Below are 18,229 nucleotides of genomic sequence, written 5' to 3'. Positions count from 1 at the left end.
ATACTTTAATAGCATATAAAATTCAACTATTTTGTAAATTTACAGCAATAGGATTTTTTTAGCTATGAGTAAAATTTACTATTTCAGTTATCCCATATTAATACTAGCCTTTTTAATTTCTGGTTCAATTTTTAGCCAAAAAAATAACCTGAAAACTTCTTCTACCGATAGTCTTTTTCTAGAACTTAAAGTAAAACCAAATACAATTTCTAAAGTGGAGAGCTTAATAACTCTTTACAAACTAGCTATAAAAAACAACCAAGCAAATGAAGCAATAATTGATGAGGCAATTATTGTTTCAGAAAAAATATTCTATTTAAAAGGTTTAGGTGAAAGTTATGACAGAAAAGGTCTTAACGCTAGAAAAAATAACGATTTTAACAACGCAATTTCATACCATAAAAGAGCCTTAAACTACCTAAATAAAACATCAGATACTTTACTGATAATTAAATGCTTAAATAATTTAGGTGTTACTTACCGAAAAGTAAATCTTGAAAAAGAAGCTTTTCAATACTATTTTCAGGCATTGGATTTTTCAGAAAAATTTAAACATGAAAGAAGTATAACTATTGCCCTAAATGGTATTGGAAATGTATTTATTGATATTGAAGAGTACGATAAAGCGCTCCACTATTTTAAAAGAGTTTATGCGTTAGATTTAAAAAATAACAGCATAAAAGGTCAAGAATACAGTTTATCAAACATTGGAGAGTGTTTTTTATACAAAAAATCTTATGATTCTGCTTATTATTATATAAATAACGCTTTAGATTTAACTAAAAAATATAAACATAAAGCAAGTGAAGCCATTAGGTATAATTTATTGGGTTTGTTATTTCAAAAAAAAGGTGATTATATGGCCTCAACAGAATATTACAAAAAAGCAATACCCACTTTTACTAATTCAAACAATATTCGTTACTTAAGCAATACCTTAATAAATATTGGAAAAAATCAATTAAACTTAGCTAATTTTAAAGAAGCAATAGACAATATAACTCTTGGTTTAAATAATGCAAAAAATATAAAATCGAAAGAAAATATTACTTTAGGTTATAAAAGTTTAGTTGACTATTATACATTAACTAAAAATTTTAAAAAAGCTTTAGAGTCACAAAAAATTGCAACAACTTTTAAGGATAGCATATTAAATGAATCATCACAAAAAAGTATAATAAGTACTCAAATTGAATACGAAAGTGCTAAAAAAGACAAACAAATACAGCAATTGGCTTTAGAAAACGAACAAAGTAAAAACAAAGCAAAAACAACATTTAATAAATTAATTATTATTTCATCAATTAGTTTAATTGGAATTATTGGGCTTTTATACTTGTTAAATCTTTACAGAAAAAATTCTGATTTGGAAATAGAACAAAAAAATTCTGAATTACAGATGTATTTAAATCAAATTAATCAATTAAAAGATAAAGTAGAAAATAAATCTTCGCTTTCAAAACAATATTTTATTGAAAAGTACAGCGAGTTTGATTTATCAAAACGAGAAATTGAAGTATTAACACTTATTTCAAAAGGGTATTCAAATATTGAAATTGCAGAACAATTATTTGTTTCGCAAAACACCATAAAAACACACATAAAAAATATCTATTTAAAACTTGATGTTAAAAACAGAATTCAAGCTTTAAAAAAGATTGGCATTTAAATTAAACCTAGTTTTATTGGACTTCCAATTATAAAATCACCCTAAAAGGTGAGGTTTATCACTTAAACAAATGAATGCCTAATTAGCTCATTAAAGTAATTTTATGTTATAAATTAAAAATTACTTAAAATGAAAAACAAACAACTTTTACTTCCTAAAATTTTACTTCTTTTTGGATTATTCTTTTTAATCCCTAACCAATCTGAAGCTCAATTTCTAAAAAAATTAAAGGAAAAAGCTGAAAAGAAAATTGAACGTGAAGCAGAAAAACGTGCAGAACGCCGTGTAAACAAAAAAATTGATAAAGAGTTTGACAAGGCAGAAGGTATTTTAGATGGAAAAAGCAAAGAAAAAACTACAGAAAATGAGGGAAATAGCAATAAAAATTTAAAAGATGCAAATAACTCAAATAATACAAACGTAAATGATGTAGTCGAAAAATCAAATAAACCAAACGTTGTTTGGAGTAGATTTGATTTTATTCCTGGAGATGAAGTTATTTATGAAGATGAACCAAGTACCGATGAAGAAAATGGGGAATTTCCCAGCAGATGGGATTTAAATGAAGGAAATGCTGAAATAATAAATGTTGATGGTACAAATGTAATTAGTTTTCCACAAGGAGGATCAGTTGTACCTTATTTAAAAAATGCTAAAGACGATTATTTACCAGAAATTTTTACCATTGAATTTGATGCTTATTTTAGACCTGAATATGCCCGAAGAATATTTTTAGATTTTTTTGATAAAAAAAATCAAAGAAATAACGAAAACAAAACAATCCATTTTTACAATAATTCAGTTACTATAGGAGACTCGTCTGGAACAATTCCTGATCAAAAAGGAAATTGGAGTAAAAATGGTGGTTGGCGTCATTTTTCTATTGCATATACAAAAGGAAAATTAAAAGTTTATATTGATGAAACTCGTTTAATAAATATTCCTCACGCTAATGGAAATCCAAAGGGCATCACTTTTGAAATGGATGGTTATGCTGCCGATAAACCTGAAGATATTCAATACATGAAAAATTTTCGTATTGCAAAAGGTGGTGTAAAATATTATGATCGTGTACTTTCCGAAGGAAAAATTATTGTAAATGGTATAAAATTCGATACAAACAAAGCAACCTTAAAACCAGAAAGTATGGGGCCAATTAATGAAATCTATCAATTAATGGTTGATAATCCTACAATTAATTTTAGTGTTGAAGGTCATACTGATAGCGATGGAGATGATGCAAACAACCAAACACTATCAGAAGCACGAGGGAAATCTGTAATGGATAAATTAACTGAAATGGGAATTTCAGAAAGTAGACTTAAATATACAGGTTTTGGTGAAAGCAAACCAATTGATAATAACACAACTCCAGAAGGAAAAGCCAATAACAGACGTGTAGAATTTGTAAAATTTTCAGGAACAACTTCAACAAATAGTACTACTACAAATAACAATAATTCAGCTTTTAATCAACTTGATAAAAAAACAATTGCAATTAAACTTGAATCATTACCAGAAAGTATAAATATTCCTATTTCAAATAATTCAGGCAGTATTAACGGCAAAGGAACTATAATTTTATATGCTACTTCCGATGGAAATTTAGGTAAAATGGAAATTTTAGATGTTGATGAAAATGACAACCACAAGCTTACTGTTAAGTATGTAACTTACAATTATAACGGCTCTGTACTTAGTAAATCTAATAATTTAGAAATCCAAGGAACTTACACATGTGACTTAGATAAAGGTAAAACTGAAGACGTAATTTATTCTGAAAAAGATTTCCATTTGGGTATTCAAGATAGCAAAACTGCAACTTTATATAATGGAGAAACTGCTATTTTAAAAATTTTAAAATAACAATTCCTATGAAAAATTTTATACTATTATTTATATTAGTATTTACGTCATTTTGCTATTCACAAAAAGAAAAATTAGTCGGCAACTGGCTACTCACAAAAGTAGAGGTTGGAACTAAAATTCAAAATCCTTATCAAATTTTTGATTATAATGAGAACGGAAAATTTATTGTAATGGGAATAGAGGTTGGAACTTGGGAGTACAGTAAAAAAAAACATTCAATTATAACTAAATCTGAATTTGACAAAGATTTTAATGGAGAAGCAAAAATTTTAAACCTATCTGAAAAAGAATTAGTTAGTATAAAAGATGATGAAAAAGCATTTTACCAAAAAATTAATAAAAATCAAATTACTGAAGCAAATGCAACTTCTGGCTTACTCGGAACTTGGAAACTAGTCAATAAAGATTCTGATATTGTTCAAATACTATCGTTCAATTCTCCAGATGAATTTGTTTTAATAGAAAAAGATGAATATACTCAATCAACTAGCAAAGGAACTTGGATTTTTAATAAAAATGGAAAAACAGTAATCCTTATTGGATTTTCTTTAGAGCATTTAAAAGGCTTAAATAAGGTAATTAATAGTTCAGGTGATGAAATTTCTTTAAAAAATAATAACACTAGCTATTCTTTTAAAAAAGAAATAAATCAAGCTTCTAAAATTGAACACTTATCTTTTTCTGAAGAAGATTTTTATAATGAAAATGGAGATTACAACTATTATGATGATGAGGAAAAATTACCTTGGAAAGATTTTTATAAAATGATGGAAAATTTAAGTGTTGTAAATCAATTAGTGTATAACTATTCCGTATTAATTGAAGATACTGAAATATTTAAAAATAAAACACTTACAGCAAATGTAGTTGTAAAAGAAGATGAACAAACTTTAAGTATTGATAATATATTTAATGGATACGATAGCTATAATCTCCCAGAAGACACCGCACTTCCACCTAATAACTATGACGAGTACAACAAATTATATCCTTTAGAAGGTGATACATTTAGAGTTGTTGGCGAAGAAGAAATTACAACTCCTGCAGGCACTTTTAACTGCACAATTATTGAAGCTCTTGGAAGTTTTGATGAAAAAATTAAAATTTGGATGATTACCAACAAGCCTGGAATATTAGCCAAAATTATAAAAGAGAAAACAGGAAATTTTGGTCATTATTTCAAATACGAATTACAAGAAATTAAATAAAATTATTAAAAATGAAAAAAATAAATATCATACTCGCATTGTTTATAATTACTATAAGTTGTAAAGGAAACGAAAACAAACCAGCAGATAGCTTGGCAGTAAAAATTGAACAAAATAAGCTAAAACGCTATCAAGTTGAATCTGGAATCATTCATTTTACCTCTACTATTTCAGGTAAAATATTAGGAAGTACCATGACTGGAACTGGTACTGAAACAATTTACTTTAAAGATTGGGGTGCTATAGAATTAAAAGATGAAAAATCATCTGAAACAACCCATATTAAATTCTTTGGAAAAACTAAAGAAGAAACAACCACTAAACATACTGTTAATAAATTAGATAATGGTGAATGGTATACAGTTAATTTTGAAAGAAAAGAAATTACTGCAAAAAGATCTATACCAATTGATATGATAACCGCATTTCACCCAGATTCTGATGCAGGAGATACCGGAAAAGAAATGGTGAAAAGCCTTGGAGGTAAAAAAATTGGTGAAGAAAATTATATGGGCTATCCTTGTGAAATTTGGGAAGCTATGGGTGTAAAACAATGGGTTCACAAACATATTACACTTAAAATTGAAACTACTGTTATGGGTATTACAACTTCAAAAAAAGCAACAAATATTGAATTTAATATAGCTGTACCTGATAAGTATTTTAAACTTCCGGATTTTCCAATAAAAAAGGAAGAAAGCTTTTTTAGTAATGAAGAAATGAATTTTGACATGGACAATATGGAAGATATGGATGCTAACATGGATAAGCTAAGTAAACTTTCTTTTGAAGAATGGAAAAAAATGGCCCTTTCAGATAAAGATGATGAGGAAATGCAACATATGAGTGAAGATGAATTGCGCCAAACCTATAATATGATTCAAAAAATGGCAAAAATGAGAAAAGGAAATTAATTTATATATATAATTAATAGTAATATCACCACTTTTTTTATAAAAAAGAGCACAAAAAAAGTGCTCTTTTTTACTTTTAAGATAATTAAAAAATGTCAGCAAAACCAACTACTCAGCACTTTTTTAATAATTTATGCAATTGATATTCAGATATTTATATAATAGGTTAAAATAGTGCATTTTAATAAAATGTTAAAAACTTATTAATAAATGTGGATAAGTGCACTTTTTTTATGTTGGTTTTTTTTCAATATTTGTTTCTCTCGTTTCAACGAAAATTAACCTTAATTTAACAATACAAAAAAAGTACTATAAATGTCATTTATTGAACCAATTTTACAAGAAAATAAAGATCGATTTGTAATATTCCCTATTCAACATCATGATATTTGGGAATGGTACAAAAAACAAGAGGCAAGTATTTGGACTGCTGAAGAAATCGATTTACATCAAGATGTAATAGATTGGGAAACAAAATTAAATGATGACGAACGCTACTTTATAAAACATATTTTAGCATTTTTTGCCGCTTCAGATGGTATTGTAAACGAAAATTTAGCAGAAAATTTTGTTAGTGAAGTACAATATTCTGAAGCAAAATTCTTTTATGGGTTTCAAATAATGATGGAAAATATTCATTCTGAAGTGTATTCATTATTAATTGATACATATGTTAAAAAAGAAGTTGAAAAAGATGAGTTATTTAGAGCAATTGAGGTTTTTCCTGCTATAAAATTAAAAGCAGATTGGGCATTAAAATGGATTGACAGTCCAAGTTTTGCAGAACGTTTAATCGCTTTTGCTGCTGTTGAAGGCATTTTCTTTTCAGGTAGTTTTTGCTCCATTTTCTGGCTGAAAAAAAGAGGTTTATTACCTGGATTAACTTTTTCAAATGAATTAATTTCTCGTGATGAAGGCTTACATTGTGATTTTGCTGTGCACTTGCACAATAACCACATTGTAAATAAGGTGCCAAAAGAAAGAATTACAGAAATAATTGTTGATGCATTAAATATTGAGCGCAAATTTATAACAGAATCATTACCGGTTAGTTTAATTGGAATGAATGCAAAATTAATGACTCAGTATCTTGAATATGTAACTGATAGATTACTTTCAGAGTTTGGTTGTGATGAAGTTTATAACGTTTCAAATCCGTTTGATTTTATGGAAATGATCTCGTTAGAAGGAAAAACCAATTTCTTTGAAAAACGCGTTTCAGAATATCAAAAAGCTGGAGTAAAATCTGGAGGAACTGGAGATATAAGTTTTGATGCTGATTTTTAGGTAATTACAATAAACCTTTTTTCAAATTACAATAAACCCCAATTGAAATTTGATTTTTTTCAAAAATCAATAGCATAGCTGTATTCAATAAATATTAACTAATAAAACCAATTTATAACCAATGTTTGTACTAAAAAGAGACGGAAGAAAAGAGCCTGTAATGTTTGATAAAATTACAGCAAGAGTAAGAAAAATGTGTTATGGCTTAAATAAACTTGTTGATCCTGTAAAGGTCGCTATGAGAGTTATTGAAGGCTTATATGATGGTGTAACTACTTCCGAACTTGATAATTTAGCTGCTGAAACTGCTGCTACTATGACTGTACAACACCCGGATTATGCACGTTTAGCTGCTCGTATAGCCGTTTCAAACTTACATAAAAATACTAAAAAAACTTTTTCTGAAGTAATGACGGATTTATACAACTATGTAAATCCACGTACTGGTAAAAAAGCACCTCTTTTATCTGATGAAACTTATAAAGTAATAAAAGATAATGCCGCAAAATTAGACTCAACTATTATTTATAATAGAGATTTTGGATACGATTATTTTGGTTTTAAAACATTAGAACGTTCTTATTTATTAAAATTAAACGGTGAAATTGCAGAACGCCCACAGCACATGTTAATGCGTGTTGCCATAGGAATTCATCAAAATGATATTGATGAAGCCATTGAAACGTATGAGTTAATGTCTAAAAAAATATTTACACATGCTACACCAACATTATTTAACTCTGGAACACCAAAACCACAAATGTCATCATGCTTTTTATTACAGATTCAAGATGATAGTATTGATGGTATTTACGACACTTTAAAACAAACTGCTAAAATTTCACAATCTGCTGGTGGAATAGGATTATCTATTCACAATGTTCGTGCAACTGGATCTTATATTAGAGGTACAAATGGAACTTCAAATGGAATTGTGCCAATGTTAAAAGTTTATAATGATACCGCTCGTTATGTAGATCAGGGTGGAGGAAAACGTAAAGGTTCTTTTGCAATTTATATGGAACCTTGGCACGCTGATGTTTTTGACTTTTTAGATTTACGTAAAAACACAGGAGCTGAAGAAATGCGTGCGCGCGATTTATTTTACGCTATGTGGATTCCAGATTTATTTATGAAGCGTGTTGAAGAAAATGGCGAATGGACCTTAATGTGCCCTAATGAATGTCCTCATTTATTTGATACTTATGGTGATGAATTTGAAAAATTATATACTGGTTATGAAAAAGTAGGTAAAGGACGTAAAACTATAAAAGCTCGAAGTCTTTGGGAAAAAATATTGGAAGCTCAAATTGAAACGGGCAACCCATATATGTTATACAAAGATGCTGCTAACCGAAAATCAAATCAAAAAAACTTGGGTACAATCCGTTCATCTAACTTATGTACAGAAATAATGGAATATACCGCAAAAGATGAAGTTGCTGTTTGTAACTTAGCTTCAATTGCAATTCCAATGTTTATAGAACAAGATGAAAAAGGAAATAAATTTTTCAACCACCAAAGACTGTTTAATGTTACTAAAAAGATTACACGTAATTTAGATACAGTTATAGATCGTAACTACTACCCCGTTAAAGAAGCTGAAAATTCTAACTTTCGCCACAGACCAATTGGTTTAGGAATTCAAGGATTAGCAGATGCTTTTATTATGTTGCGTATGCCTTTTACAAGTGATGAAGCTAAAAAATTAAATGAAGAAATTTTTGAAACTATCTATTTTGCTGCAGTCACTTCTTCAATGGAAATAGCAAAAGTGAAAGAACCTTATTCAACATATGAAGGTTCGCCAATGTCACAAGGTGAATTTCAATTTAATATGTGGGGAGTTTCAGAAGATGATTTAAGTGGTCGTTGGGATTGGAAATCTTTAAGAAAAGAGGTGTTAGAAAACGGTGTTAGAAATTCGCTTTTAGTAGCACCAATGCCTACAGCTTCAACTTCTCAAATATTAGGAAACAATGAGGCTTTTGAACCGTATACTTCAAATATTTATACGCGTCGTGTATTAAGTGGCGAATATATTGTTGTTAACAAACACTTATTGGAAGATTTGGTTGAACTTGGTTTGTGGAATAATGAAATGAAAGAGGATATTATGCGTGCAAACGGATCTATTCAACATATTGATGTTATTCCTCAAAATTTGAAAGATTTGTATAAAACAGTTTGGGAAATGAGTATGAAAGATATTATAGACATGTCTCGCCAAAGAGGCTATTTTATAGATCAATCACAATCATTAAACCTTTTTATGCAAGATGCAAATTATTCTAAATTAACATCTATGCATTTTTATGCCTGGAAAAGTGGTTTAAAAACAGGAATGTATTACTTACGTACAAAAAGTGCTGTAAATGCAATTCAGTTTACACTTTCAAATAAAAAGAAACAAGAAGAAACACCTTTAACACCAGAAGAATTAAAGGCCATGTTAATTGCTTCACAAAACAATCCTGACGATTGTGAAATGTGTGGTTCTTAAAAATTTTATTAAAAAATATTGAAATGTTAATATCTTGTGAATAAGAAATTTTCTTAAAAAGATAAACGTTTAGTTTTTTAGTGATATTTGACTCAATTAATATTCTGTTTCTTAAAGAACTATTTAAATGTGTTATTAAACTGAATAAATAGTCAACCCAATACTTGAAAGCCTTAATAAAATATTTTATTAAGGCTTTTTTTATATTTAGGTTTATTATTTATTTGTACTTTTACTACCTGTTTTAGCTACTATTTATATGTAGTTATAATATTAAATTAATAACAATAAAAATGGGAGATATTTACATTTTAATGCTTGTAGCACTAACTGTATTGGCAATTATTGATTTGGTTGTTGGTGTTAGTAATGATGCTGTAAACTTTTTAAATTCGGCAATTGGCTCAAAAGCAATTCCAATTAAATCTATTTTAATAATTGCCAGTGTAGGGGTTGCGCTTGGTGCAATAACATCAAGCGGAATGATGGAAGTCGCCCGTAAAGGTATATTTAACCCTGGTGAATTCTATTTTAATGAAATAATGTTCATTTTTATGGCTGTTATGATTACTGATATTTTACTGTTAGATGTCTTTAATTCATTAGGAATGCCAACTTCAACCACAGTTTCCATTGTTTTTGAATTATTAGGAGCGGCAGTTGCAATGGCTCTTATCAAAATTTCTAATAATGATACTGAAACCTTAGCAAATGTTGGTAAATATATAAATTCAGAAAAAGCATTGCTTATTATTTCTGGAATTTTACTTTCAGTATTTATAGCATTTTCTGTAGGAGCCTTAGTACAATTTTTATCACGATTATTGTATTCTTTTCAATTTGAAAAAAGAAAAAGTTTTATAAATGCCTTATTTGGTGGTTTTGCTATTACAGCAATTACCTATTTTATTTTTGTAAAAGGTATGAAAGGAACTCCATTTTATGATGACGTAAAACATTTGATTGAAGGTAGAACCTTTGAAATAATTATTTATGGATTTGTAATATGGACTATTTTATCACAGTTACTAATTTCAATATTTAAAGTAAATATTTTAAAATTTATTGTAATAATTGGTACATTCTCATTAGCAATGGCTTTTGCCGGTAATGATTTGGTGAATTTTATTGGTGTACCTATTGCTGCCTGGAATTCATACCAAGAATGGGATGCGTCTGGTATTGCTGCAAATGAATTTTCAATGGGTGTTTTAGCTAAAAAAGTACCTTCTAATCCAACATTGCTATTTATAGCAGGTATGATTATGGTTATTACACTTTGGTTCTCTAAAAAAGCGAAATCTGTTATTGAAACAGGAATTAATTTATCAAGACAAGGTGAAGGACATGAAAAATTTCAGCCAAATGCAGTTTCAAGAACTGTGGTACGAGGTGCAATTTTATTTAGTTCAGGGTTAGCTAAAGTTGTACCTGCCCCAACGTTAAAATGGATAGATTCTAAATTCCAAAAACCAATAATTGAATTACCTAAAGATAAATCTTACGAATTACCAGCATTTGATATGGTAAGAGCATCTGTAAATTTATTTGTAGCAGGTATTTTAATTTCAATAGGAACCTCTTTAAAACTACCTTTATCAACAACTTATGTTACTTTTATGGTTGCAATGGGTACTTCATTAGCCGATAGAGCTTGGGGAAGAGAAAGTGCTGTTTATAGAGTTGCTGGTGTTTTTAATGTAATAGGCGGATGGTTTTTAACTGCATTTTCTGCCTTTATGGTTTCGGCAATATTTTTATATATTATTTATTTAGGAGAAATTGTTTCGGTTGCTGTTTTACTTATTGTTGTGTTGTTTTTAATTGGAAGAAGTTCAATTAGGCATACCAAAAAAGCAAAAGAAAAAAAGGAAAAAAGATATATGGAACGTGCTGAATTAATTACAATTAATGAAGTTGTAAATGAAAGTTCTGATCATATTTCGGAAGTTGTTAAACGTGTAAATAAATTATTTTCAAATGTTGTAATTGATTTATCTTCACATGATTTAAACAAGCTTTCTAAAACTGAAAAGCACGTAAGAAAATTAAATAAAGAAGTTAACGAATTAAGAGAGGAAGTGTTCTACTTTATTAAATCTTTAGACGATTCTTCAGTAAAAGCGAGTAGATTTTATATTTTAATTTTAGGGTATTTACAAGATATAACACAGTCTATCGAGTATATTTCTACTACAAGTTATAAGCATGTAAATAACAATCACAAGCAATTAAAGCCTTCATCAATAAAAGATTTAAGTGCAATTAATGAAAAATTAAAAGTACTATTTAATAAAATTGAAAAGGATTTTACTGAAAAGGATTTTGATGATTTATCAAATATTATTGATGCAAAACAGGAAATATTCGATTATGTTTCTGAATCAATTGATAAGCAAATTGCCAGAATTAGAACTGAAGAAAGTAGTCCAAAAAACTCTTCCTTATATTTTGGAATTTTATTAGAAACCAAAGATTTAATTTCAGCGTTAATGAGTTTGTTACAACTATTTCATGATTTTCATATTCAGGAAAAAGCGAATAAATAATCATTAATTTGTTAAATACTTTAAAGCCTTCAAATTTTGAAGGCTTTTTTTTATTAATTATTTGCAGTAAGTTTACAATTAATCAACATTAAATTTACTTGTTTACTTTGTTAATAATTATTCGTTTATGATTAGACGTATTTTTTTTGGTGTATTTTTAATACTATTGGCTTCGGTTTTATTTTTAAATCCAAACTTTAAAACAATTGCCTCAGGAGTTGCTATTTTACTTTTCGGAATGATAATGCTTGAAGAGGGTTTTAAAGTATTTACCAGGGGTCCACTTCAAAATATTTTAAAAAAAACAACTAATAAATTATACAAAAGTATTACTGCAGGAGCGTTTGTAACAGCTCTTATACAATCCAGTTCACTTGTTTCAGTTATTACCATATCATTTATTAGTGCAGGTTTAATTAGTTTATCTGGCGGGTTGGGATTAATATTTGGTGCAAATATTGGAACAACAGCTACAGCATGGTTGGTTGCTGGTTTTGGATTAAAAATAAATATCTCGGCTTTGGCAATGCCTATGTTAATTTTTGGACTTGTATTCTCTTTTCAAACTAAAAATGAATTAAAAGGTATTGGAAATGTATTAGCTGGATTAGGATTTTTCTTTTTAGGAATACATTACATGAAAGAAGGATTTGATGTTTTTAAAGAACATATAGATTTAACTCAATTTGCAATATCCGGATTTTTAGGTGTAATTATTTACACTGGATTAGGAGTAGTAATAACTACTATTCTTCAGTCAAGCAGCGCAACACTTGCGTTAATTTTGACCGCTTTAGCTGCAGGGCAGATAGAATATGAAAATGCTTTAGCATTGGCAATTGGTGCAAATATTGGTACTACTATAACTGCCATATTGGGTTCTTTAAAATCTAATATTGCGGGAAGAAGATTGGCGGGGGCACATTTAATTTTTAACATAGTTACAGGTTTAGTTGCGTTAATATTTATATTTCCCCTGGCAAGTTTTGTAAACTATTTGGCTACTTTAATGAGAATTGCTTCTACTGATTATACTTTAAAATTAGCATTGTTCCATACTATATTTAATATTCTTGGTGTGTTAATTATGATTCCTTTTATTAAAAAATTAGAATCTTTTTTAATTAAATTCTTCAAAGAAAAATTAGATAAAGATATTGATGAACCAAAATATTTGAATGAAGCAGTATTAAAATTTCCTGGATCAACCATATCAGCTCTTATAAAAGAAACAAAATATTTATATAAAAATGCAGTTTTTGAAATTGTTGCGCATGGTTTAAATATTCATAGAGAAGATATTATCTCCGACCTGAAAATTAAAAAAGTTATTAAAAAATCTAACAAAGACATGCATATTAATGTTGAAGATTTGTACTATAAAAAATTCAAAAAAATTTATGGAGAAATATTAAGGTACGCTGCAACGGCTCAAAACAGCCTTAAACTAACCAAAAATCAAAATAATTCGATTACTGATATTAAAATTGCCAACCGAAAAATGGTTGAAATAATAAAAGATGTTAAAGAGTTGAATAAAAACTTAACCATGTCTTTAACACTAGACAATAAAAATTTGTTGGCAGAATATAATGGGTTTAGAAAAAAAGTAACACAGGTTTTACGCGTTATTTACCTATTTAGAACCGAAGAAAAACCTGAAAAATATGCTGAAAAATTAGAAGAATTAAAAATTAAAGCAAAAGAAAATATAAGGCAAAGCAATAAATCTATAGATAAATTAATTAGAAAAAATTTAATCTCTGCGGAAATGGCATCTTCATTATTTAATGATAATACCAATGTAAATGACATGATTAAAAAACTAATTGAAGTAGCTGAATTACTTTATGGTAATAAAGACTCTCTTTTTGAAAACGGAGATATAAATAAAACAAAAAAGAGTGCTTAAGCACTCTTTTTTGTTTTATTCTACTTTTTTCTTTTATGCTTTAATACTTCAGCATCAATATAAAAAATAATTTCTTCAGCAATGTTTTTTATTAAATCTCCAACACGTTCAAACTTTTTAATAACCCCAAAAATTAATAACGTTTGATCTATTATTGAAGGATCTTTTTTAATTTCCTTTTCAATAATGGCAAATGAGTTTGCATTTATTTTGTCTAAAATTTTATCTTTTTTAAATACTTTTCTAGCCGATTTAACATCCTTTTCTTCATAAGCTACCGTTATGTTTTCAAACATCATCATAATAGTACTATACATTTTTTCAAACTCTAACGATTTTAATAAATGAGGTGCTATTTTTATATCTTGATCAACTATATATTTTGAAATTCCATAAGCGTGATCTGCAATACGTTCTAAGTCAAAATTAATTTTTAAAATTGCCATTATAAAACGTAAATCAATTGCAACAGGATTGTAAAGCGCTAAAAATTTTTCACAATCATTCTCAATTTTTAAGTCCAACGCATTTACACGTGTTTCGGTATTTATAACCTCTTCAGCTAAATCGCTATCATGTGTCAAAAATGCTTCAGTTGCTTTTTCTAATTGCGAAATACATAAAGTTAACATTTCAAAACCTGCTTCATTTAAAGAAGCTCGTTGCTGTTCTGCATTTATTACCATAATAATATATTTTATCCAAATCTACCAGTAATGTAGTTTTCGGTTTGTTGTTTTTCCGGGTTTGTAAAAATAGTTTTTGTTTTATCAAATTCAATAAGTTCACCTAAATAGAAAAAAGCGGTATAATCACTAATTCTACTGGCTTGTTGCATATTATGAGTTACAATAACTATTGTATATTTTTCTTTGAGTTCAAATATTAAATCTTCAATTTTTGCAGTTGAAATAGGGTCTAATGCCGATGTTGGTTCATCCATTAAAATAATTGATGGCTCTACAGCTAATGTACGCGCAATACACAAACGTTGTTGTTGACCTCCAGATAAAGCCAATGCAGATTTTTTTAAGTTGTCCTTTACTTCATCCCAAAGATCAGCCTGCTTCAATGCTTTTTCAACACGTTCATTAATAAATTTCTTATCTTTTATACCCTGTATTTTTAATCCGTATGCAACGTTTTCAAAAATTGATTTTGGAAAAGGATTTGGTTTTTGAAAAACCATACCAACTTCTTTTCTCAATTCTTCAACATTTACCTTTTTTTTATAAATATTAGTTCCGTTAAGTTTAATTTTCCCTTCCATTTTAAAGCCATCTACATAATCATTCATTCTATTAAATAAACGAAGAAATGTAGATTTACCACAGCCGGACGGGCCAATAAACGCAGTAACAGTGTTTGGCTTAATATTCATGTCAATTCCTTTAATTGCCATAAAATCACCGTACCAAACTTTTACATCCTTTATTGCTATTTTAGCACCATCAGTTGAAGATTGTTGTTCAACTTTATCTAAATCGATACTCTTTTTATCTTTTACTTTTGTCATTGTTATTTCCATTTCTTTTGCCATTTATTTCTAAAATAAACCGCTATCCCATTCATTACGAAGGTAATTAATAATAAAATAATAATTGCAGCAGCAGCATTTTCAATAAATCCGTGCTGTGGTCTTGAAATCCAGTTAAAAATTTGAATTGGTAAAACGGAAAATTCGTCCATTGGGTTTGATGGAGCAAATGGTACATAGGCCAAAGCACCAACAACAATTAATGGAGCTGTTTCACCAACGGCTCTGGAAAGTGCTAAAATAACACCTGTTAAAATACCTCCTCCTGAAGCAGGCAAAACCTGATTCCATATTGTTTGCCATTTTGAAGCCCCTAAAGCATACGAAGCATCTCTAATAGATTTAGGAACTGCTTTTATTGCTTCTCGTGTAGCTACAATTATAATTGGAAGTATTAATAAAGATAAGGTTAATGCACCTGCTAAAACACTAGCTCCTAAACTCATAATTCTTACAAAAACCTCTAAACCTAATAATCCATATATAATGGAAGGCACACCTGCCAAATTTGAAATATTAATTTCTAATAATGCAGATAATCTATTTTTTTTACTGTATTCTTCTAAATATACACCAGCTGCCACTCCAATTGGAAACGAAATTATTGTTGTTAGAATTAAAATCCAGATACTACCCATTAGAGCTGTATAAATTCCGGATTTTTCAGCTTTTCTAGATGGTAAATCGGTAATAAAAGCCCAATCTATTCTTCTAATTCCATCAATTAAAATATCACCAATAAATACAGTTAGCAAAACTAACCCAAATAGTGTACAAGCTATTCCCCAAATTTTGAAGAGCTGATCTTTTAGTCTGTTTTTTTGAATGCTATTCATATTTTTCTTGGTATTTTTTTCTGATTCTATAACTTAAAGTATTCAGTAAAAATGTAAATACAAATAATGTAATTCCAGCTGCAAAAATAGTTCTATACTCAATTGAACCATGTTGAACATCTCCTAAACTTACCTGAACAATAAATGCCGTAATAGTTTCTACAGGAACCGTTGGATCTAGGGTTAACCGTGGTTGTTGACCAGCAGCTATGGCTACAATCATAGTTTCACCAATTGCTCTTGAAATTGCCAAAATTATGGATACAATAATACCGGAAGAAGCTGCAGGAACAACCACTTTAAAAGCAGTTTGTAATTTTGTTGCCCCCATTCCATAGGAAGCCTCTTTTAAATCTTTTGGAACTGCATGTAATGCATCTTCACTAATAGATGAAACAAATGGAATAATCATAATACCCATTACAATACCCGCTGAAAGTGAATTAAATCCTGATAAACCTGGTATAAACTGTTGTAAAAATGGAGTAACTACAATTAAGGCAAAAAAACCATAAACAACAGTTGGTACAGCTGCTAATAACTCCAATAATGGCTTTATTGTTTTTCTGAAACTTCTTGGAGCATATTCACTTAAATAAATACTAATGGTAAGTCCAACAGGAAGTGCAACTGAAATTGCAATAAAAGATGTTAATAGTGTACCGGACAACAATGGTAAAATACCATAATGCTTATCTGTAAATAAAGGTGTCCATTGTGTATCTGTGAAAAAATCGAAAATTGAAACTTCACTAAAAAATCGAAAAGCTTCAATTGCTAAAACGGAAATAATTCCAAAAGTTACTGCAATTGTAACTAAGGCGCTTGATAAGAGCGATTTTTCAATTACAAGTTCTTTTATTTTGCGCATCAATTATATTTTAAATAAGCAGTATCAGATACCTTAGGTTAAGATATCTGATTTTCTACTTTTTTCTTTTTCATTATTTGTTACTTTCAACAAAAGCTTTGAAGTTTTCTTTTTGCTTCGTGTACAATTCTGAAGGTAGTGGAATATACCCAACATCCTCAGCTAATTCAGCTGCATTGTCTATATAGAAATTTACAAATTCAACAACTTCAGCAGATTTAACAGAAGTGCTGTTTACATAAATAAACAACGGTCTAGATAGTGGTCTGTATGTTCCATTACTAACAGTTTCTAAAGTTGGTTTTACAACTTCTTCACCATTATTAACACCTATTAAAGTTAATTTATCTTTGTTTTCAGCGTAGTAAGCTAAACCAAAGAAACCTAAAGAGTATTTATCTCCAGCAATTCCTTGTACTAAAACATGATCATCCTCACTTGCTGTAAAATCACCTCTACTTGATCCACTTTTACCAACAATTGCTTCTGTAAAATAATCATAAGTTCCTGAAGCAACTCCAGGGCCAAATAAGTGTATTTCTTCATTTGGCCATTCTGGTCTAATTTGATTCCATTTCATGATTACTCCTTGTGCTGCAGGCTCCCAAATTTTCTTTAACTCTTCAACTGTAAAGTTATCAACCCAATCATTTTCAGGGTTTATTAAAACTGCTAAACCATCATAAGCTACTTCTAATTCTAAGTAATTGATATTATTTTCAGCACAAGCTGCTTTTTCTTTATCTTTTATTGGACGAGATGCATTTGAAAGGTTTGTTTCTCCTCTTGAGAATTTTTTGAAACCTCCACCAGTTCCAGATACACCAATTGTTACTTTTACATTAGGTTGAGCTGTTCTAAATTCTTCAGCTACAGCTTCAGTAATTGGAAATACTGTACTTGATCCATCTACTTTAATAGTTCCTTCTAAAACAGCTGTTTCAGTAGTTGCTTTTTTTTCTTTTTTTTCTCCACAAGAAATTGCTACAATTGCAAGAGAGATTATAAATACTATTTTTTTCATTTTTTTATCTTTTTATTTAATGTTACAAAGAAATGATTCAATTGTTAAGT

The 18,229-nt window shown here is 28.9% G+C and carries 13 protein-coding genes; 8 read left to right on the top strand and 5 right to left on the bottom strand.

Annotation, left to right across the window (positions count from 1 at the left end; genetic code table 11):
- The first annotated feature begins 64 nt into the window (after positions 1-64).
- The 8 genes from BX611_RS15185 (at position 65) to BX611_RS05000 (ending at position 13,911) form a co-directional block, all read left to right on the top strand.
- Positions 65-1,669, top strand: a complete 1,605-nt coding sequence (locus tag BX611_RS15185) for a LuxR C-terminal-related transcriptional regulator (RefSeq protein WP_115878703.1) — start codon at positions 65-67, stop codon at positions 1,667-1,669.
- 129 nt (positions 1,670-1,798) lie between these two features.
- Positions 1,799-3,535, top strand: coding sequence for an OmpA family protein (locus BX611_RS05030; protein ID WP_115878701.1), 1,737 nt, complete (start codon positions 1,799-1,801; stop codon positions 3,533-3,535).
- Positions 3,536-3,543: 8 nt separating this feature from the next.
- Positions 3,544-4,746 (top strand): hypothetical protein, encoded by a 1,203-nt coding sequence (locus BX611_RS05025; RefSeq protein ID WP_115878699.1) that lies wholly within the window; start codon positions 3,544-3,546, stop codon positions 4,744-4,746.
- A gap of 11 nt (positions 4,747-4,757) precedes the next feature.
- Complete coding sequence (locus BX611_RS05020; protein WP_115878697.1) at positions 4,758-5,660, top strand: hypothetical protein; 903 nt, start codon at positions 4,758-4,760, stop codon at positions 5,658-5,660.
- Positions 5,661-5,975: 315 nt separating this feature from the next.
- The gene (locus tag BX611_RS05015; RefSeq protein WP_115878695.1) at positions 5,976-6,947 is read left to right on the top strand and encodes a ribonucleotide-diphosphate reductase subunit beta; all 972 of its coding nucleotides are present in this window, start codon (positions 5,976-5,978) and stop codon (positions 6,945-6,947) included.
- Between the two features lie 121 nt (positions 6,948-7,068).
- On the top strand, positions 7,069-9,450 hold the full coding sequence (locus BX611_RS05010) for a ribonucleoside-diphosphate reductase subunit alpha (RefSeq protein ID WP_115878693.1): 2,382 nt from the start codon (positions 7,069-7,071) through the stop codon (positions 9,448-9,450).
- 293 nt (positions 9,451-9,743) lie between these two features.
- Positions 9,744-11,999: an inorganic phosphate transporter gene (locus tag BX611_RS05005; protein WP_115878691.1), complete on the top strand. Its 2,256-nt coding sequence runs from the start codon at positions 9,744-9,746 to the stop codon at positions 11,997-11,999.
- Between the two features lie 127 nt (positions 12,000-12,126).
- Positions 12,127-13,911, top strand: coding sequence for a Na/Pi cotransporter family protein (locus BX611_RS05000; RefSeq protein WP_115878689.1), 1,785 nt, complete (start codon positions 12,127-12,129; stop codon positions 13,909-13,911).
- 20 nt (positions 13,912-13,931) lie between these two features.
- On the opposite strand, the gene phoU is transcribed toward BX611_RS05000, so the two are convergent.
- From phoU to BX611_RS04975, 5 genes are all read right to left on the bottom strand, one after another.
- Positions 13,932-14,597 carry a phosphate signaling complex protein PhoU gene (gene phoU, locus BX611_RS04995; protein WP_115878687.1) on the bottom strand — a complete coding sequence of 222 codons (666 nt, stop codon included), beginning with the start codon at positions 14,595-14,597 and terminating at the stop codon, positions 13,932-13,934.
- Between the two features lie 11 nt (positions 14,598-14,608).
- Entirely contained in the window at positions 14,609-15,451 is an 843-nt protein-coding gene (gene pstB / locus BX611_RS04990) for a phosphate ABC transporter ATP-binding protein PstB (protein ID WP_262510532.1), read from the bottom strand.
- Positions 15,430-16,284, bottom strand: coding sequence for a phosphate ABC transporter permease PstA (gene pstA, locus BX611_RS04985; protein ID WP_115878685.1), 855 nt, complete (start codon positions 16,282-16,284; stop codon positions 15,430-15,432). Before pstA ends, pstB begins: the two co-directional genes overlap by 22 nt.
- Positions 16,277-17,155, bottom strand: a complete 879-nt coding sequence (pstC, locus tag BX611_RS04980; protein WP_115878683.1) for a phosphate ABC transporter permease subunit PstC — start codon at positions 17,153-17,155, stop codon at positions 16,277-16,279. The genes pstA and pstC overlap by 8 nt, the downstream gene beginning before the upstream one ends.
- Positions 17,156-17,228: 73 nt before the next feature.
- A complete protein-coding gene (locus BX611_RS04975) occupies positions 17,229-18,179 on the bottom strand; it encodes a PstS family phosphate ABC transporter substrate-binding protein (protein ID WP_115878680.1) in 951 nt (316 codons plus the stop codon).
- Positions 18,180-18,229 lie beyond the last annotated feature (50 nt).

The sequence above is a fragment of the Lutibacter oceani genome, assembly GCF_003384935.1.
GTDB lineage: Bacteria > Bacteroidota > Bacteroidia > Flavobacteriales > Flavobacteriaceae > Lutibacter > Lutibacter oceani.
This window is presented reverse-complemented; position numbering and strand designations above follow the sequence as displayed.